Source organism: Bifidobacterium sp. H6bp9, assembly GCF_032193695.1.
In the GTDB taxonomy this organism is placed as follows: domain Bacteria; phylum Actinomycetota; class Actinomycetes; order Actinomycetales; family Bifidobacteriaceae; genus Bombiscardovia; species Bombiscardovia kimbladii.
Genome location: NZ_JASTZY010000006.1, coordinates 1 through 20,329 on the forward strand (window position 1 = coordinate 1; position 20,329 = coordinate 20,329).

General features: G+C 56.5%; 13 protein-coding genes. All 13 read right to left on the reverse strand.

Going from position 1 to position 20,329, the window contains the following annotated elements; all coding sequences use genetic code 11:
• Positions 1-48 precede the first annotated feature (48 nt).
• The 13 genes from QRX40_RS07445 to QRX40_RS07500 all read right to left on the reverse strand — a co-directional run bounded on the left by QRX40_RS07445 (position 49) and on the right by QRX40_RS07500 (position 20,266).
• Entirely contained in the window at positions 49-1,527 is a 1,479-nt protein-coding gene (locus tag QRX40_RS07445; protein WP_313837402.1) for a putative T7SS-secreted protein, read from the reverse strand.
• The gene (locus QRX40_RS07450) at positions 1,524-2,144 is read right to left on the reverse strand and encodes a hypothetical protein (RefSeq protein ID WP_313837403.1); all 621 of its coding nucleotides are present in this window, start codon (positions 2,142-2,144) and stop codon (positions 1,524-1,526) included. The genes QRX40_RS07445 and QRX40_RS07450 overlap by 4 nt, the downstream gene beginning before the upstream one ends.
• Positions 2,137-2,460 carry a hypothetical protein gene (locus tag QRX40_RS07455; protein ID WP_313837405.1) on the reverse strand — a complete coding sequence of 108 codons (324 nt, stop codon included), beginning with the start codon at positions 2,458-2,460 and terminating at the stop codon, positions 2,137-2,139. Before QRX40_RS07455 ends, QRX40_RS07450 begins: the two co-directional genes overlap by 8 nt.
• A gap of 2 nt (positions 2,461-2,462) precedes the next feature.
• Positions 2,463-2,966: an FHA domain-containing protein gene (locus QRX40_RS08775; protein ID WP_396184514.1), complete on the reverse strand. Its 504-nt coding sequence runs from the start codon at positions 2,964-2,966 to the stop codon at positions 2,463-2,465.
• Positions 2,963-7,069, reverse strand: coding sequence for an FtsK/SpoIIIE domain-containing protein (locus QRX40_RS07460; RefSeq protein ID WP_313837407.1), 4,107 nt, complete (start codon positions 7,067-7,069; stop codon positions 2,963-2,965). The genes QRX40_RS08775 and QRX40_RS07460 overlap by 4 nt, the downstream gene beginning before the upstream one ends.
• Positions 7,070-7,537: 468 nt before the next feature.
• The gene (locus QRX40_RS07465; RefSeq protein ID WP_313837409.1) at positions 7,538-12,862 is read right to left on the reverse strand and encodes an Ig-like domain-containing protein; all 5,325 of its coding nucleotides are present in this window, start codon (positions 12,860-12,862) and stop codon (positions 7,538-7,540) included.
• Between the two features lie 4 nt (positions 12,863-12,866).
• Complete coding sequence (locus QRX40_RS07470; protein WP_313837411.1) at positions 12,867-13,310, reverse strand: hypothetical protein; 444 nt, start codon at positions 13,308-13,310, stop codon at positions 12,867-12,869.
• On the reverse strand, positions 13,307-15,040 hold the full coding sequence (locus QRX40_RS07475; RefSeq protein ID WP_313837413.1) for a serine/threonine-protein kinase: 1,734 nt from the start codon (positions 15,038-15,040) through the stop codon (positions 13,307-13,309). The genes QRX40_RS07470 and QRX40_RS07475 overlap by 4 nt, the downstream gene beginning before the upstream one ends.
• 462 nt (positions 15,041-15,502) lie before the next feature.
• Positions 15,503-15,796, reverse strand: a complete 294-nt coding sequence (locus QRX40_RS07480; RefSeq protein ID WP_313837415.1) for a WXG100 family type VII secretion target — start codon at positions 15,794-15,796, stop codon at positions 15,503-15,505.
• Between the two features lie 722 nt (positions 15,797-16,518).
• Positions 16,519-17,424 carry a 4-hydroxy-tetrahydrodipicolinate synthase gene (dapA, locus tag QRX40_RS07485; protein ID WP_313837417.1) on the reverse strand — a complete coding sequence of 302 codons (906 nt, stop codon included), beginning with the start codon at positions 17,422-17,424 and terminating at the stop codon, positions 16,519-16,521.
• Between the two features lie 40 nt (positions 17,425-17,464).
• Positions 17,465-18,202 (reverse strand): 4-hydroxy-tetrahydrodipicolinate reductase, encoded by a 738-nt coding sequence (gene dapB / locus QRX40_RS07490; protein WP_313837419.1) that lies wholly within the window; start codon positions 18,200-18,202, stop codon positions 17,465-17,467.
• A 26-nt stretch (positions 18,203-18,228) separates the two neighbouring features.
• Positions 18,229-19,539, reverse strand: a complete 1,311-nt coding sequence (locus QRX40_RS07495; RefSeq protein ID WP_313837420.1) for an MFS transporter — start codon at positions 19,537-19,539, stop codon at positions 18,229-18,231.
• Positions 19,526-20,266 carry a GNAT family N-acetyltransferase gene (locus tag QRX40_RS07500; RefSeq protein WP_313837422.1) on the reverse strand — a complete coding sequence of 247 codons (741 nt, stop codon included), beginning with the start codon at positions 20,264-20,266 and terminating at the stop codon, positions 19,526-19,528. The genes QRX40_RS07495 and QRX40_RS07500 overlap by 14 nt, the downstream gene beginning before the upstream one ends.
• Between the last annotated feature and the right edge of the window lie 63 nt (positions 20,267-20,329).

The following is a 20,329-nucleotide window of genomic DNA, read 5'->3' on the forward strand; positions in this document are numbered from 1 at the left end:
CCGCAAGGAACCGGAAACACCAACAGCCATCACACACCACCCTCCCGCTCAAAGCCTCGAATCCGCCACTTCGCCCGCCAGGCCAAGGACCGGCACAGCCGGGGCAAGCAGGCCGGCCCACTCCGTCAGGCCGGCCCCGAATCCAGTCTTGCCCTCAGCCTTATGGTCTTCGATACGCTTTTCTGCATCAATCAAATCCTTGAGCACATCCTTCATGGAGTCTTTACGCAAAGCCTCGCGGCTTGCATCCAGCCCATACCGCTTTATCGTCGCAACATCCGCCGGGTTGAAAACCCCGTACAGATCGCTTTTCTCCAGTATCCATTTCCAATCATGCGGCAATAAGCCCCTTATCTGATAATCATTGAATATGCGGGTCGCTTTTTCCGGTCCATCGACAAGGGCCTTAAAGAGATCCAAAATCTTCTCCGCGGGCTGCTTGGCAAAGCCACTATTCTCAAGTAATTCATAATTACTCGTTTTCATTGCGGTCGAAAAATCCGTGACCATGCCGGAATTATGGCCGTACGAATTCAACCCGCCGATCACCCGTTGATACATAGGCAATTCCTTTGAATTAGCGAAAAACCGCACCCCGGCAGCGCTTTCTTTCACTAAACCGCTCGTAGCCGAAAACCCCAATGAAGCAGCACCAAGCAATAACTGTACAAAGTTTTCATCTCCGCGGGTAAAAGCCAGAAAATCATTTGCAAAGCCTACGGCTGCAAAAGCAAAAGCAAGCAGGCCGAGTATGCCCCCAGGCCCCAATAGCAGCATCGCTGCGCCGACAACATAGCCGGCGACCTCCGCGACTTTGACGATCGTCCGCCAGGTATCGCTGTAATAGACACGATCGAACACCGAGACGGGCGGCAAATCGTCCAGGGCCCCGTTCAGCCCGTGAACAGCGATGTCGGCGCCGTTATTGTACTCGTCGCCAGCCTTGAGAACATCACGACGGGCTGCGTCATACGATCCCTGCGCACTGTCCAACTGTCTGCGGAAGGAAGCCACCTGCCCCTGGGCGGTGTCGGCACGGCTCTGCGCCCGTCGCATATCTGCATCATCGACATCCGCACCCAGCGTACGCTTCCCCTGCAGCAGATCCTTGTAGGCATTGGCCTTCAACGCGTCGATGCGCGCACCATCCAGCTGTGACTGCGCATTGGAGACATCGTTCTTAGCATCCACCGCCCGATGATAGGCATTGGCGGCCCTGTGCTGGCAATCCTCCATGCAGGCGGACCACGAATCCAGGGTTTTATAAGTCGTATTCAATCCATTCGATAAGCTGGAAAGATTGCTGGGGAAATCGTCCAGCTTGGAGATAAACTTGTCCGCCGCTTTGCCAACGAATACCGATCCACTGTCGTGAACGGACCTGATTCGGCTCACACCATCTTTCAGGGAATCCACTGTTGAAGACTTCAACCTTGCCTTGGCGGCACATTGCCTGACCCTTGCCGGATCCCCGGGCACAGGATCCATGTATAACTCGATCTCGGACCAGTCAAGACTCAAACTCATCTGTCATCGCCCCTCTCAATCCATACCGACAATGTACCGGTAATCAAATCGAACAATTCAAATAACTGGTCCTCCACATCAGAGGAAAAGGTGAATCCCATCACCATGACCACGCGGCCTCCAAAAGGAACAAAAGTCTGCAGGACCGAATACTTGAGAGATCGGGAACCCTCGCCCGGATGCAAGGTGCGATGCCCGTAAACCCGCACCGCCCTTCCCGCCTGTGGCAGATTGATCATCGAAACATCCGACTCGTCATCACCATCCGAATCCTCATCATTCTCATGCACGGTGGCAGATATCGCCTCGAAAACAGATTCGTCGTCGTGATGAGGAGGCTCGGGAAGAATCGAGACGGTTATCGCAGCGTCCAGAATCCCATCGGCAGTGGGCTGCGCCATTGCGGCCCCATACCGCACACCTTTCGCCCAAGAGGATGTGAGCTCATGGTAGAGGCTGTTCTCTATCACTTTCCTTTTGCCCGCCAAAGCTGGTATCTGTTCCACCGCCCTTTGGGCCTGGGCGCGCGCGTAATCCCGCCTCCCCTTTCCGGTAAGGTCCAATCGCTCCCAATCATCAGGGATCGCCATGCTGAAGTGGATGTCTTGGTCAGCCACGATGCACCGCCTGAGCATTCGAGCTGGAACTGAGCATCTGACCAGCCTGGTCCCCTATCCTGTTGTCCGCATCGCGGAACTCCTTGACCACACTGTCAAGCATCGATCCAAGGTCACCCGCTTTCCTGGAGTATTTACGGCTCAGTGTATGCAAACGGGTTATGCAATCAGCATATGCCTTACTCACTCCAGGATGGCCCATGCAATCCGAATCGGCTTCAGCTCCCGTAAAATCACCAATCGTCTGTTCGATATTCTTCAGGACCCTAGAAGCACTACTGAGTTCATCATACGAAATTTCGAGATCGCCAGCCATGATCAATTACTCCTTTCAACTTTTGCGCTGAGACTACCGAACCTGATCACATCGTTTTCAGACAACCCGGTCCGTTTCTTTGCCTGTAATTGCATATACGTCTCGCCGGAACGGACGAAAGTGCCATTCGCCGACCCCAGATCCATGACCCATACCTGGCCAATGGGTGTTGTTCCAAATTCAAAGTGCCTTCGGGAAGTCTGATGCGAAGGATCTTCGACAACTACATAAGCGGCATAGTGTTCACCCGGCTGTTCCGGCATCCGCCCCACGACACTACGTCCTTGACAAGGCACCCGCTGCCCATCGGAAAAAACCAACTGATACGATTCCGCGTGACGGCCGGTACTATCCCCAACCGACCGTGGTTTCAGGGCCTTATCGTGCAAATCCCACCCGTTGACGAAGGACGGCTGCTGAATCGGCGGGAGCACAGGAATCTCCGCAGAGACCCTTGCCGGCTGCAGGGATTGCGCCAGCCCTTGTTTCTTCCTATGCCCGTTCATCTCTTCAAACCCCCAGCGTTGCTGAAACTATAGGGGACGCTCGATTGTCCGTCCAACTTCGGGAACTGGATAGAGACAGTTTGCATACCGAGCTTCGCGATTCCACGTCCTTGAGGCATCTCGGATTTGAAAAGAGACCGTTTTACCCTTGCCCCTATCAGATCCGCATATATCATATCCTCGGGCCTGATCAGCACGCCCTGCTTGATCTTCTTCATGGAAGACCCCCAGTTCCCGAAGCCCTGGGGGAAGTCGATGATGTCTCCAGCAAAGATGCATGAGGCGTCACTCTTCGATAATGATCCGACCAGGTTCTGCATCCACTCACTGGCGGGAATCTCCTTGAGCAGCTGACAGTCATCGAACACCAGAAGATTGCCTTTGAATCCCGTTTCGGTGTTGCTTTCCAGAGCCTTCTCGTCGCCATTGCGCGCGTATGGTTCAAGATTCTCCTGTGTCAGGTCCGCAGGGGTCGTGAACAAGCGCACGACTCCGGGCACCCCCTCGAAACGCCTCAGGGCATTGTCCTTAGGGGCCGCGATGACCAGATGATACCCAGCGGACAACGCCATGTTGGCCAACCAAATCAGCAATGTCGTCTTGCCGCTCTGCATGCCGCCGAAGACCGGAAGAATCGGCGTTGCCACCGGATCATAGGCAATAAGATCGTTGTCTTCGCCGCCGATGCCCAAAGGCAACAAACCATTGTCCAGGGACCCGGATTCCTTGACCAAGGCGTATACCTGATCGAAGGATATCTCATCGGGCAGCTGTTCGACGTTGAAAGGCAGACGGGACCGCGAGAGGCCGGCATCCCTGCCGGTAGCCAGTGCGACACCGGCGGTGCGGATGGCCTCGGATTCCTGTTGGCCCACCTCCCCCCGGCGAATCTGCGCAATCTGAATCTCGGCATCGTCAACGGATTGGTAACCTCGCCCATCCGCCATCTTGTCGGGTACCTCCTTGGCGGGAATTCCGATTTCCGAATAGTCGGTCTTGTCGACCAGCCGCAGCATGATCTTGCTGTCTGCCAGCAGGGTCATCCGTCCGGACAGGAGGGAGCGGTCGCCGGACAGGATGAAATGCACACCGACCGACGGCCCTTCCCTCATCAGGTTCTGCATGCGGGTGATCAGGGAACCGCTGTCATAGGATTCGAAGGTGGAGTTGTACCCGTCCCATGAATCCAACATGACCAGCATATGCGGCAGGGCCTCTTCCTCATGATCCTGGTCAAGCCCACGATTGAACTCGTCAATATTGCTGTATCCGCCCTTGGAGAGGGTGGCTGACCTGGCCTTGAGCACCCTTTCGACCTTGTTCAGGAGCCGTTCGATCTTCTGCGTTTCGCTGCGCAGGGCCACAACGCCCACATTGGGCAAGGCTGTGAGAGGAGCGAGGCCGCCATTGCCACCATCGATGCAGTAGACCTGGACCTTCGTGGGTGCATACTTTTTGCAGGCGGAGAAAGCTATGGTCCGAAGGGCCGTGGTCTTGCCGCTGCGCGACGTGCCGATGATGAAGAGGTTACCGAAGGTCGCCATATCAAGGAAAACCGTGCTTTGCTTCTGCAGTTTGGGGTAATCCCCGATGGCAAAAGGAACTCGAAGGCCCGCCTGTGCAGCACCATCTTCGCTGTCTGGCAGATCACCCAGACCAATCTCATCGGTCAAGGCAGGCAGCCACGGCTGCCGCTGCTGGGGAATGCCCTCATCCTTGGCCACCTCGCAGATACTCTCGACCAACTTCATAAGGTCGGTTACGCTTACATCCCCCTTGTTTTCTTTCGACTTGGGACGCGCAGGAGCCGGCTGGCCGATCTGGGGGAAGGAAAGCACGCGGACAAAGGGCTTCTCTGTCTTTGTCCCAGCCTTGTCGTTCGGGTCGATATACCTGCCTCCAACCCTGGCGGATTGGAAGGGCACCAAGGAATTCGACCCGAGCCTCACCACGGCCCTACCCGGAGTGGACTTGCTGATCAGCGATGCATCCTTGGCATCGATCACATCCTGGCTCTCGCTGTCGTCCGTCATGCGCAGGGCTATACGAAGGTTGGTGTTGGCCCTGATTTCCGGCGAGACCACACCTCCTGGTCGCTGAGTCGCCAGGAGAAGGTGGATGCCCAATGACCTGCCCCTTTGCGCAATGTTCACCAGGCCGGTGACAAAGTCGGGAAGCTCCCTGGCCAGGGAGGCGAACTCGTCGATAATGATCAGCAGACGGGGAATCTCAGTCAGATCAGGGCGGAGCTCCCGGAAGTCCATGTAATCGTCAAGATCCTTGGCACCGGCAAGGGCCAGAAGATGTTCGCGGTAGTTCAGTTCCGCGCCAAGCGAGACCAGAGCCCTGGTCACCAAATGGTTGTCCAGATCCGTGACCATTCCGACCGTATGGGGGAGCTTGACGCAGTCCTTGAACGCCGCACCTCCCTTGTAATCGACAAGCACGAAGTTCAGCGATTCCGGCCTATTCGCCACGGCCAGCGAAGCCACCAGGGACTGGAGCAGCTCCGACTTGCCCGAGCCGGTTGTACCGGCTATCAACCCATGGGGCCCGTCCTTGGCGATGTCAAGGCCGAAGGGGCCGTCGACCGATTCACCGATTGTGCAGAAGGTCGAGCGGGGTTGCAGGGCCCATCGAGCTTCGATCTCTTCAGGAGTCGGCGTCAGCTTCAACAGGTCCAGGAGTCTGCTCTGCGAGGAGATGGCGGACTGGCTCTCGTCAGGACTGCCATCCTCCAAAGGCGCGAGGCACAGCGAAAGGGCATCAAGCCATTGCTGTGTGACCAGGTCGGGCATGATGTCATTGACATCATCAGAGACATTGCTGCGGATCTTCAGCTGGCCAGCCTCCCCTGTCACCACGGTCTGGCATTCCTCAGGCAGGAGCCTCTCATCGATCTCCACACATAGCATGTACATGCCGACAAGGGGCCCTTCCTTAAGGAGCCTGATAGTGCCAGGCATGGATCTGAGCACATGTGCATGCTCCATCACCACAACCACCGATGGCCCAGCCCACTTCTGCATGGACTGGGAATGCATCAGCTCCTTACGATCGTCCAGCATGGCGATGAGTTCCGAAATCCTCATCGCTATGTCTTCGATGCCGGTAGCCAATGTGCGTACTGCATTCTGCCCTTGCTGCGGAATCAACTGCGGGAGCCATTGGGCGAAGGACCAATCAATCTGCGCCGGTACGGGAGCAGGCCGACCCCCTTCTGGTTGCTTTCTGGACCTGGGCGAAAGCAGGTATATCGACAAGTCCCGGTCTGAGTGCAGAGCTGCCATTTGAGCGACAATCCACTGCACTGTCGGGAATATGACTGCTTGCTCACCTGTGCACCCCAGGCAGCCGGCGGCCGGCAAATTCACAACGACCGGGAAATGATGGAGCTGCCACGTCTTGACACGTTCGAATTCAAGGTTATCGGGCATTTCCATGGATACATGCGACTTGACATCTCCCGTGCCTATGCGCAATCCAAGCCATGAGTCGTCCGTGGCCCTTCTATTCCATAGCTGTGCACTATGACTGGCGCATAGATCAAGCAAGGCTGTAGGATCAGGGTATTCGGCCCGAACATCACTGACTTCCTCTTCAAGCGCATGCTTGGCCTGCTCCTTGATGCGGTCCCGGCTCTGCTCGTAACGTTTGACCTGCGCCTTGTATTTCTTCCTCATGCCGTTATTGCCGGAGAAATACGAAGCTATCATCATCACCGGTGACATGATGCCAAAAGCCAGATAAGAATAATTCTTCAGAATGACCGCCATGCCCACGGACATGGCAAATGGTAACAAGGTCGACAGAATCGGTATAGGGGCCTTGTCAGGACGGGTCGGGGAGCCGGGAAGCGTATATCGTCTGTTTCGTACTTCATTCCTGATCTTCGGCGGCCGGGTATACAGCCAGTGCCCCGGGCTGTCTTCCTTATCGACTGGCACGGAATCCGGATGCCCCTTGGTCACGCTGATGATGCATTCGGGAAGCACAAGCTCCTGTCCATAATCCAGCTCGGTCGGTTCTATCAGCTCATGCCCGTCCAGCCAGACATCGGAGTGCAATTGCCGCTTGGGCTTTCGCAGAAAGCCAGCTTTCACCACTGCACCTTCGCGTATGTTTGGCACCACCGTCAAACGGCCATCCGGATGAACGTCAAGAAGAAAATCAGCGCTGATCGACACTTTTTCAGGATCCATCAGGGAACTTATCCTCAAGATACCTGGAAGTACGTCATATATAGCACCTGCATTGAACCCACTGAGAAAGCGCAGCTGAACCGCTGCTGGGTCATCAACCGAGCGAACCCGCGGGTCGATAATCGTCGCCCCCTCACACAGCAAGGAAATCCATGATCCTTCATGCAGACCTACCTGGTCAATACTCAGACGCGGGTCCACCCGGCGCCCGTCGATACCGACATCGACCTTCCTGCCTGTTGCTCCCTCTGTGAATCCGGCCAGAGAGGGAAGCAGGTCAGCCAACGACGAGTCTCCCGGCACATCAAAGTAGGCCGTAAACCGAGACTGCGACTGAGCATCATGAATATTGACAAGGCCTTTCATGGCTCACAGCTCCTGCCTGCCAAATGGATTGCGCCTATAGGCCATTGCCGCATGGTGCCTGACAATCAGAGCCGCAAGGACGATGGCCGCCAGTGCCATAAGGATTCCGAGGCAGATGACCAGCACAAAAAGCAACCCGTTCTCACGTATGTATTGCCACCAGTCCGAAGCGACGACCACATCCTGATAGGTAATCAAGGATGTGTTGCCCGCCGCATCTTCGGTCCTGACTGTCACCGTGTGCCTATGAGCATCCGCCGGCAGATTAATGGACTGCGCGCCTCTGAGGAGCTCATCGCCAGACCACCGCCCCTGTGTCCTGCCATCCACATCAATCCGGGCGGAGTGTACTTTCATGTTATCCTTGGCATCTATGCCCACACCATGCCGTTGCCCGTAGTACACTCTGTTGGAGGCAATGCCCAGAGCTGAGACTGTTGGAGCTTGCGAATCCACTGCGAAGTTCACCGAGGCATCCCCCTTGCGCTTCGCATCCTTGTGCTGCATGGTATTCTCTGACAGATTCCCTGCTCGATCAGTGGATGTGAGCATCAGGCGGTAGTAGCCGTCGCCCTTAAATAACCTGGCAGGAATTTCATAGGTTCGTTTGCTCCATCCGCTGTCGCTATCGTCGACAATCCGATAATCGGATCCGGGAACAGCATGGATGCTTCCGTCCTTGGCCAACCTGATGGCTGACTTACCCAAATCAATGCCGCTGACATTCAGCTCGGTGACTTCGATAGGCACCGCCTTCTTCAAATATGCACCCCTGACCGAGGACGTTCCCGCTGAAAACAGGTAGGTCGAGCCGAACCTGTTAACCGAGAAGGTCTTGCTCACAGATGCGGAATTACCGGCCATGTCTTCGCTTGTTGCAGTCAGCGTGTACACATCGTCGTTTGCTACCTTGCGCTTGAAATCAGGAATATCGACCGTTCGGGTGTTATCTTCCTCATGCTCGTTCGGGTCCAAGTCTGCGGATTTGACCTTGCCCCGCCTGTCCCCGACAAGCGCATAGGTCGTTCGGCTCTGATCCATATTCGTATCAGCGACCTGTATTCGTGGCGCCACCGTGCCCGCATAGGCTGTCTTGTCCTCCACTTTTTCGATATGAAGATCGGGCTTGGTCATATCGATGACGAATTCCGGCTCCTTCACCGCCTCCGCAGTGTTTCCGGCCAGATCAGTGGCATTGGCCTCGAGCGTGTAATGGTACTCACCCTTGAACGATACCTGCTGGACCAGGGTGTACTCCTTGGGATCTCCTGCATACGACCAGCCATCACCCGAAGATGCCGGAACCTCATGGCCGGCGTCGTCCTTGGCCGATGTTGTTACCGTCGATTCCCCCCTGCTGAAATTACGCTCCACCAACTCGATGGTGGCCACCCGGGGGGCCTTATAGTACATGCCATTTTTAGAGTCATTGTTGTCGAATTTCAGAGAGAGCACCGGCCTGGTTGTATCGATGACGAATTCGTCATGGAATGCAACCGCTTGGTGCTCGCCCGGGTCGGTCAACGAGGCATCGACGGTCCAATCTCCATCGCTCTCACAGGCCAGCTTTGCCAGATAAGTGTGCTTATCGCCGCTTGGGTTGGAAAAATCCTTGGCGGCAAGCCGGGCCTTGCGACCATCAACACTTGATTCGACGATGATGCGCCCGCTGTCCTTCGCACTTATGAAATCAAAGTTCGACTCGTCAACAACAACGGTGGCCACCCTATTGGCCTTGTAATACTTGCCGTTTCTGACATCATTGTTGTCATAGGTCACAGTGATCTTCGGACCGGCAAGATCGAGGGCAGCCCCCGTATATCCCTGGGTATCGTTGACTATGTCGCTTCGATCGCCGCCATAAGAATTCAGCGCATGAGTCGATGAGGGGTTGCCGGCTAAATCCTTGACGGCTATCGATGTGGTATCAAACCTGAGACGCTGACTGTCGGCGTTCATGTCGAAAGCAATGACCTCATCAGATTCGAATCGCAAGGTGGATTCAGGGGTCTGCGCATCCTTAGGGGCCAGCCAGGGGTCATACCCAAGCATAGGAGTCGCCTCATCCCCCTGGTAGTCCGTAAAGGACGCACTCTTCTCATCCACACCGGAAACCTCGTCTTTAACACCGTCCAGGGACACATGCAGGGGCGATGTAGGGAATATCCATTGCCAATGATGGGGGGTGGTCGCCGATAAGTGAAGACTGCCCAGCCGGGGACCTGTATAGTCAATGACGAATTTACGCTGGGCGGTAGCGAACCGGCTGCTGTCGCACTGCAGGCCGGCATAGGAAAGCGTCAACTCATAAACCCCCTCATGGGGACTCTTCTGGTTGGCGGAAGAACGGGGAACCCGATATCCTCGGAACACCCAGGTGTCCGGACTCGCTGAGTCAGGAACCCAGGCGTCAGGTTCGAACGACACTGCAGGGAATGCTGTCGGAGCGGCCGGGCTGACGGAGCCATGGAAGAAATTCTTATTGCTCTCGTCGCCGACAGACTGATATAGTGGGAACCACCTGTCTTTCACTTTGAAGTCGACGAGCGCTTCGCCTCTGAAGTAGTATGCAGGATTTGTAGAAGCGGGATTGGACTCGGCCTGTCTAAGTATTATCTCGGCCGTCCTCTGATTCTGAGGGTTGTCGATCACCAGGGCATCGTAGGCTTCATTGAAACCTCCGGCATCAGGATACTTGTTGACCAACTTGTCAAGGCTGATTTTCAGCACATTCCGCGCCCGGTCACCATCACCGCTATTGACCGGATGCTCTGCCCAATCAGCAACAGTCAGCACGATTTTCGACAGATCGTATAAACCTTCGTCTTTCAAATCGATCTTGACCCAGCCGGATTCATCCACCGGTACGGTCATGTTCCTTGCAGCAGAATCGCCTATGGCATTGCCCTGCAAATCGGTTGGAGCAGGCATGGAAATCTGGATCGTGCCATGACAGGTGCCCGCAGCGCAATCCCCGGCAATACCTGATGCTCCCTCCTGGGAGGCTCCCGGGACTTCATCAGCACCCCTCTGCTCCTTTGGCAGGAGATCCTGAACCCTGAACCGGATATGATTTTCACCCGGACTGGTCACAATGGTCTTATGGGAACCCTTGACAGGGAATCTACGGATTATCTTCAATCCGTCACCACGCGGACCCTCAAATCCATCTGCCACAGGAGCACTGGTATCTATACCAAACTGAGTCCTTGAGGAAGTGAACCAAGCAGGCATAATATCCGCATTGAGCACAAAGGTGTATTTACCGTTGGTCGGATAGGACCCGCTGACTCCATTGATCTGCTCGACACTGTCAGCACAGGCCAGACTCCACGTCCAGTTTTCGTCGCGATCCTCGGTTATGTTGGGTTCCTCCACCTTGCAGGCCGTCTTGGCCTCGTTGGGCCCATTTGGCATATCATCGCGCCAATACTTCAATACGCCGACATTTCTGCGGGGATCACTGGCCAGCTTACGGAAGTAGTAGGCCAAATACTGGTCTTTGGTCTGCACGGCCAAGCGGACATCTGAATTGAAATAATACCTGTCCAGTCCACTGCCAGAGGGGGCAGGAGGCACAGCGCCTGGCTTCTGGGGGGCGTCGGAGGAACGACTCGCAACCGCAATCCTGGGCTCCCCGAGTGTTTCATAGCTGACATCAATCAGAAGTTTTCCAATCATTGCATCCGTGTTAGGAGCCTGGGAGCGATCCGTCTGTCCGCTTTTAAGTGGGAAGAAGTCATCTTCATTGCCAGCTTTATCAACGACTTTGGCCTTTATGACGCTGAAATCGTAATATCCGGAGGATCGGAAATCCACATCATAGTATTCGCCCTGTTCGTCAGAACCTGTGGAGATGGAGTAATCACAGCCGCCATCTTCCCGAACACCAGTGTCAGCAGAGCACTGCTTCAATGGAACCGGAGTCCGGGAATTACCTTGACTGTCGACACCGTCATAACGGCTCCCTTCCAGTATGAGCCTTGCCAAGCCGGAAGCAGAGGAATCACTGCGACCATCATTCCTGATTCGCGGCGGGTAGACTTGGTTGCCACTCGGATCGACGATTGGTCTTGATGGAAGAATATCCTTGGCCCTCAGCCTGATGACGCGATCCCTGAAGGCCATGACTCCGTCGGAAACGGGGAAATCAACATCTCCAGGGTGTGATTCAAGACCGTGGGACAAATAGCTGGCTGAGGTCAGCATAGGCTTTTCAGTGTCATAAATGAATGAAAGGTAGTTGTGATCCTGCCCGGTATCCGTTGGATGCAGATAGCGGGAGAGCTCCTCTTGGGGGCGGGCCTCATAACGGGCATTGGAATTGTATGGCAGCCTGTTCATATCAGCTACACATGATTGATTGAGCACCTTCCAGACCCCTGAGTGATCCCCATGGCCCTTGTCGATTTTGGCATCTCTTTGCGAGTATAAGGTGTGGCGCCCACAAGAGAAGCTGGCAGGAGGAAGATGATTGGGGTCATCGGCCTGGTTATGCTGAGGAATCCGACTTATGGTCATGGGAGCAAAATCGGCATTGGAATTGGCCCTTTTGTAGTTGTTGAAGGCAATGTTGACTATACGGTCCAGCCACGGGTCGCGTGACGAAAGAGATACTGTGTCAACTTTGCTGAAATAGCCAGAAAGCGGGTCGGCAGTCGGAGCTCCGGATACCCATAGTCTGAGGCTTCTGTCAGATGTTGAATCCACAATTATAGAATCGGGGTGTTGAGCAAAATCGATATCCTTACCTTCGCTATCGACGGCAGCCATATCTATAGAACTGAGCGTTTCTGAAAAGTCTCCACTGAGGCTCTCGGCCTTCCCGCCTTCATTGTCCGAGGTTAATGTATAGCTGAATTTCAGCCGACACTCGTCCAACGAATATTCCTGACCTTCGTGGGAGTTACCTCCGCCATCGGTGTATCTAAGCGTGTAGGTCCGGGTGGGCTGTTGTCCGGGATCGTCGCTTTGCAGGACTGGACATGGTCCGCTGCCGGAGAGGCCGATGCCTTCGATTGCCAGCGAGCCATCTTTTGAGGATTGCCAATCGACACCGTCCGCCGAACGCGGAGTAATGGTCAAGGTAACAGAACGCGGCCCTGCGGCAATCCATGTTTTTCCGTCTGTAAGGTCATCTTCGGACTTCATCTGCCGATAAGTCATCGACACGGTTATGCGGTCCTTGGCACTCTTCTTCTCTGCCGCAAAGGCACGGGTGGGGAGCAATAGCTGCCATACGAGCAAGGTGAGACAGAACAGAACTAAAACACTCATCATGCAGCAAAAGACCTTTATCGCCTTAGTTCTTTTTGCGGACTCCACCATGGTTTCAAAACCTTTCTGCAAGCGTGGTTTGGGCCTCATCATCGCGAGCGCTGGTTTCAGCATGCCCATGGCCGATCAGAGAGGTCTGCTGCTCATCATCATCAACCTCTGATGATTGAGCGCTCACTTGCCCGGATTCCGATGAAGCATCGGTCGAATGCACCACGAATTCGACCGGACGCTCGCGGGAGGAGGCGAAATCCTGACTGTTCCCAACTCCTGGGTTGAAACTCAGATCGCCAGTCTGCAGTTGTGAGCCGGCCATTGCCCATGTGCCTGCCCTGGCTGTGCGCATCTGTTCAATTTCAGTAGCCGCGCTGCGGCCAGTAAGGACATCCCGCACCTGGCGTATATGCAGGACCCTATAGAGCACAATCGCGGCAACCACCAGAACCAGGGCAACCGCCAGAAATACCAGAGCCAGCATTCTCCAGGACCAGGTGCTCATTGCTTATCCCCCTTGATATCCACAAAGGCGTTGTCTATATCGGTGTGCACCCGTTTTGAGGATTCATTGGCCTCGTTTTTTCTCTCATCAAGCAACGCAGTCGTAGGGGTTACCGAGGCGGCCAAGGAGATAGACCGATCCGCCAAGGCGTTCATCTGATCCTTGCCGATGCCATCCGCCCTGAACTTCCTTGGAAAGATCTGCAAGGCGTCCAGCGTCAGATTGGCGGCTTCCAATCGAATAACATCATTGCTTTCGTGGCGGGAAGCATCCAGCAATTGTTGCAAACGCCTTGCATACGGCTTGTATTTGCCGGCATCCGATCCCTCATTGATGAGTGGAACGATTTGCGTGTTGAAATCTGCCATGCCTGCGTAGATATCCGCGAGTTCAGCCTTCTTGTAGTCCTTGCTCTTAGCTGCCTCGTGCATCCAAGGAGAGGCCGCTCTGATGCGTTCCATCCTCATTGATTCCTGATCCGTCATAGCGGAACCTGAGGCTGTTTTGGCTTCTTCAGGCACCTTGAAGTAGTACCAATACAGCTTTCCTGTTTCATAACACAATCTCGACCAATCCTCGGAATGTTTACGCAGAGAATTGCTGTGCTCTGTGATTACAGCATTGAAAGTGCGCTCCTCTTGTGAGTCGAATGCACCGTCTGCCGTATACAAACTGATCAACCCTATATACGGGTCGACAGAATCCGGTTTGATGGAGGCAGCATGGACAAAGTCGTTTTCGGCCCTAGCACTGACCGTTGTCTGAGCGGCTTGGTTCATCCAATAACTGAAGTCGCCATTGCGCGTTCTATACACCATGCCCAGCGAACATGCCGAAAGACCAAAACAGACCGCTGAAGCAATTATGACAGCGATGAACGCGCGCCATTTCTTGGTGAGCGCTTGACGATGAACCTCATCAACCTCTTTGTAATGTCTCAATGCATAAGCCATCTGAGCACTGTTTTGGAATCTTGCCCCAGGGTTTGTCTGAGTCGCGACAGATATGATCTCTTCAAGGCCAGCAGACAGGGAGGGAACAATGTCCCGGATGGGTTTGAATGATCCGGAACGCGGGTGCACACCTGTCAGCAGGTTGTATAGTGTCGCACCCAAGGCATAAATATCGGTACGCTGATCCACGCGACCTGTTTCGCTGAATTGCTCGGGAGCACCATAACCTTGCGTGCCCAACTGCCTGTCATCCCCGATCAGTGAGGACCGGTCGTCATCAGCTCCCATTTCAATGGCAATGCCAAAATCTATTAGTTTGATGGCTCCATTTGGGGTTACCATCACGTTCGATGGCTTCATATCCCGGTAAATGACCGGAGGCTTCCGGCTGTGCAGGTAGTTAAGTGCATCGCATAGCTGGATGCCCCAATCAACTACGCGGTCTTCAGGCTGCGGCCCCTCGTTTTTAAGGATATCCGCGAGCGTCCGGCCCTCCACATAGTCCATGACGACATACAGCGTGCCATGCTCATCGATCAGATCTACAATCCGAGGAATAGCCGGATGGTCCAAGCGCTTGATCATATTGGCTTCAACGGTGATGCTCTTGATAATCATGTCCCGCTTCACGGGATCGGTTACCCGCCTGATCTCCTTAACAGCCCATTGCTTGTTCAATGATGTATCCAGTGCAAGATAGACGGTGGACATTCCGCCCCTGCCTATCTGCGTCAAGATACGATATCTCCCGCCGATTACCGTATTCTCAGCAGCCACATCTCTCTCCAGCCATTGTGCATGTTTCGAGTCATCAATCGACTTCGTAAAAGAAACTGCATTGTTTAGGAATCAGACACGATCCCAATCCCGGCATTAATACGGAATCAAGCCCACACTCAATCCTTAACAATGTTTCTGATTCCTGCGGAGGACTCGTGCACGCGAACACCTCAGTCTTGCAATCCAGGCTCGCTTATAACGATGACAAATACACATCCGACAGGCTGATTCTCGTAGCACAGCAACGAGCCATTGGAGAGAGACAGTTGCGGTTCCTTCTGATCATGGCTGGCCAGAAGGAGCCGCAATAAGCCTAGACAACTCCACAAACTTCGATCGCGTGTCTTAAAGACAAGATAGCCAAAGTGTACCTATACACGTCTTGAGCAACAACTATGCCCCACCTGTCATCACACCCGTAGGCATCAAAGGCGCGTATTCCCCTCGCAGACAGAAGACCTATTGCAAAGAACTGGCTAGCTGGCTATCCAGATCAGTCAGTGACTGCTTGGTCTTGTTCAGGAAGTCCTCCATGCCGTCCAGACCATCGACGGTCTGGGTGGCTCCTTTGGTGAATTCCTCATAAGACTGCTGGAAAGCGCCGGAGGCACGGTCCGTGACGAATCCGCTTGCGACGAGGGCATCAATCTTGCTCTTCAGGGCGTTCAATTCGGAGACGAGAGTATCGTGCCCACTCTTCAAATCGTTGACAGCGCCGTCCAAATCACCATAAGTAACCGATACATTTGCCATAGCATTCCCTCCTATGCACGAATCAGCTGATACATACCTCCAAAAACAATCAGCTTCCTCAACCAACAAGAAAAGTTTAACACGGGCCGGGCATTTCACCTAATCAAGGAGGCTGTATAATCCACAAAATTGCGAATAGGTTATTGTTTTTTATGACACGACCACCTTCCGGAGCCCCACCAATATCAATACCATATCTGCGGGCTATCGCCATGTCCGCATTTTACGCAGAGGGGCCACATCGTCCGTGTACCTGTACGAGCAGGAGGCCTCTTCACGCCCGGTGGCGCCAAGGCAAGCACATACGCCATGATGCCCATGAACTCTTCTTGAGGGGGAAGCAGGCCCTCGATCTGGGGGTGGGGTGAGGATGGCGAGCGCCCTCTACAGTGCATACACCAAGGGCATCATCCACCGCGATGTCAACAGGAGAGAGCCCGGGAGACAAATCGAGGCAGGATCTCTGTATGGTCACCCTCCAACCCATCCGCCCTGCCACCGACAGTTCATCCTCAATGACAGCCAAGCCGGGCACGTCTGGAATCCGCGGAAATCAGCGTAGATGATCAGAATCCAGTGGCGGACCATGGATGTCAGGGAGACCAGGGCCACAAACCAGCGGGAGGATTAAGCCAACAACCAGCGACGGTTTGCCCCCACCCGCTGCACCCAGTGTACATGGCTGGAGAAGGGGCAATAGCGCCATTGCTCTCAGGAGTAATTCAGATCAGTCCGGCAGCCTTCATGCCCTTACGGGCAAGAGCCACCTGATCCTCATCGGGACCCAGATTGGGCAGCCTCATGGCGGTCTGATCCAGTCTTCCGGCTGCCTTCAGGGCAGCCTTGGCCATTACGGCCTGGTGTCCCTGACCGTTCAGAGCCTGGACCAGCGGGTCCAGACGTGCGGCCAAATCCCTTGCGCCATCCAGGTCCCCGGCATCGAATTCATCGGCCAGGCGTTTCATAGGCCCGGAGGCCACATGGGCAATCACCGAAATGATGCCGACCGCACCCAAAGCCAGGAAGGGCAGATAGAGGCCATCGTCACCTGAATACCAGGTCAGGCCGGTCTCCTGGCGCTTGCGGGGCATGGATGCCAGATCGCCCGTGGCATCCTTGACGGCTGTTACCCCGTCCAGCCCGGCCAGCCGCCGGTAGGTGTCCAGCTCGACGTGCAGTCCGGTCCGTCCGGGTACATCGTAAAGAATGATCGGTCGCTGAGCCGACTGGCAGACCGAACGGAAATGAGCCACCACCCCATCCTGGGAGGGCCGCGAATAGTAGGGCATGACCACCAGCAGGGCATCGGCGCCTGCCTCCTGGGTCATTTCCACCATCCGTACTGTGTGCGCGGTGTCGTTGGATCCCGCTCCGGAGATGACAGGCACATCGACGGCATCCTTGACGGCCCTGACCAGGTTGACCTTCTCCTCCATGTGGGTGACAGGAGACTCGCCTGTAGTGCCGTTGACCAGGATGCCATCGACCCCATCGGCCACCAGGGTCCGGGCCAGATTGGCGGCAGCCTCGTAATCAACGGATCCGTCCTTGTTCATAGGCGTGATCATGGCGGGGATCACCCGGCCAAATGGGGCAGGAGGAAGCAGATGGGCACCAGTCTCAGTCATGTCTTCACGCTACTTGCAGAAGGGGACGCTCTTGCGGATATCAGAACAGGTAGTGGTCCAAGCCCACGGTCAGTCCGGGAATGCTCCCAGCACGGCGCACGGCCAGGAGGACTCCGGGCATGAAGGAGACACGCTCGAAGCTGTCCGCGCGGATGGTCAGCTGCTCGCCGGGGTTGCCCATGAGCACCTCCTCATGCGCATTGAGTCCCCGCAGCCGGACGGCATGGACATGGACACCGTCAACCACCCGGCCCCTGGAAGCATCAGCCTGCTGGGTCGCGTCAGGCATGGGACCCATCCCAGCCTGACGGCGGGCCTCGGCGATAGCGGAAGCGGTCCCCAGAGCCGTGCCGGAGGGGGCATCAACCTTGTCGGGATGGTGCAGCTCGACCACCTCGGCCGACTCGAAGTAGCGGGCCGCCATGGCTGCGAACCGGTCGGCCAGCACTGCGGAGATGGCGAAGTTGGGGGCGATGAAGACGCTGAGTCCGGCATGCCCGTCCAGGGCCTGCCTGACCTGGTCCAGGCGCTCCTTGGTCCAGCCGGTGGTGCCGATGACGGCGTGGACCCCCTGCCCTATCAGGGTCAGGGTGTTGCCCAGGACGGCATCGGGGCTGGTGAAGTCGACCGCCACATCCGTATTGCTCGGATTGATGGACGACGGATCGTCATCCGGCCCCAGCAGCAGGGCCGTCTGCATATCCTGCGCACCCTTCAGAGCACGCACCACCTCGGTTCCCATGCGTCCGCCTGCACCCAGCACCGATACGCGGATCATCGGCTGCCTCCTTCTTCACTGTTCATTCACTGTGCATTTTCGGTCTTTTCCACGACCATACCCCTCCTGCGGCTCCTGGCCCAGCCCAGCAGCGCCAAGGGGACAGCGCAGCAGGTGACCACCGCCGGAATGGTCATGCCGCCGTGAGGCCCGAACTGATCCAGGGCGACTCCGGCCAGGGTTGATCCCAGGGAGGTGCCGATGGATCCGCCTGTGGACAACCAGGAGAGCCCCTCGGTCAGGGCCCGGGCATCCACGTTCTCGCGCACGATCAGGTTGCCGGTGGCGAAGATGGGCGAGACGCACAGGCCGGTCAGCACCTCGGCCAGACCCAGCAGGACCAGGTTGTCCATGACCAGGCGGAAGACCACGTAGCCCAGGGTCAGCAGTACCAGGAAGGTCGTCAGATAGCGCCAGCGGGATCCTTTGAGCTTGACCGAGCCGAAGATCAGCGCTCCACACAGGGAGCCCAAAGCGAACAGGGCCAGCTGCAGGCCCACAGCACCCTCGCGACCCATGGACTTGGTCAGGGCGGTCACCGAGACGTCCACCGCCGAAAAGCTCATATTGAAAACGACGAAGATCACGACCAACAGGAGGATGCCCGGGTAGACCAGAGCCGAGCGCGATCCCTGGTGGCCGTCAGTATCACTCGGCAGCACGTCCCCATGAGCATCAACCGGGGAATGATCCGCCGCAGACTGGTCGACGGCCTCCATGCGAACGACGGCCGGAGGCTCGGTGGAACGCATGGCAAAGAAGGTCAGTCCGCCGACCAGCAGGGCCAGAGCGGGCAGGTAGAGCTGGGAGACCGGGCTCACCGAGGTGGCGAGGTAGGCGGAGAGGATGGGTCCCAGGATGAAGACGCACTCGTCCAGTCCCGACTCCAGGGCGTAGGCGGTGTTGAGCAGATTGGTCTTGTCCTCGCGCAGCACCCAGGCCCAGCGGGTGCGCACCAGGGCTCCGAAGGCGAACTGGGTCAGGCCCATCAGTGCCGCCAGCACAAAGAGCACTCCCAAGGGAACCCGGCGCATGGCCCCCACGGCGAATCCCAGGATGGCCAGAGCCTGCACAATCAGGGCGGTCACCCCGACCCGACGCTGGCCGAACCGGTCGAACAAGCGGGCATAGAAGGGGGTGACCAGGGCCGCGCAGAGCGTGTAGACGGCGCTCATCAGCCCGGCCGAGGTCCAGTTGTCATAGATGTTGTTCAGGGCCAGCACGATGCCCAGACCCATCATGCCCAGGGGCAGGCGGGCCAGGACGGCCGACAGGCAGAAGCCGGCGGCGCCCGGGTAGGTGAACAGGCGCAGGAAGGGGGATTTAGCGGCCGCCATGATCACCGTCCTTGCCCAGCTGGTCGCTCACGCGGGCGCCGTAGATGAAAATGTCGTCAATACCCTCGAAGAACTGCGGATCGTCGGAGGGGTCGCGACCGGCGAAGGCCGCATGGTCCCGGCCCTTGAGCTCGGCAAGCCGCTCCATGCCCTGATGGTCGTAGAAGCCCACGTCGCAGGAGGAGTCCGTGTGCAGGTAGAAGCGCTCAATGCCCGCCTGGTCCAGATGCTCCAGGGTGTCACGCCACAGGGCGCCGCCCACGCCTCGTCCCCGGGCACGGCTGGAGACCAGGAAGAGCCTCAGCTCAGCCTGGGGCGGGACCGCCAGGCCGCACTGCTCCTCCAGCCTGACCTCGGTCAGCTGCCACTGGCGGGCCCGGTCCAGGGTCTGGGCGCCCAAGGTCGTGGCAGACAGCTGCTGGTCCACCTGCTCCAGCTCCTCTTGGGCCTGGGGGAAGCACAGTTCGCCACGCCCCTCAGCCAGCAGGGTCACCCCCAGAAAGTCCTGTCCACCGACGGCTATCCGGGCCCTGGTAGCACCCACCAGATAGTGCAGGATGAAGTGGGCGGCACTCAGCCGGGACACAGTTCCTTCGGGATCCTCCTGCACCTTCCAGGTGGCGTCAAAGGTCCCCACCAGGTCGGGCATATCCGCCCAGACCATAGGTCGTATTTCCACGCTCCCCCTCCTGCGGGAGGCCTGGTCGCGATTACTGGACGTAGTCATCTGTCTCATTGCTCCATTCGGGCGTGCCCGGCCCCATGCCGGCCTTTGGCCGTCTGCCGATCG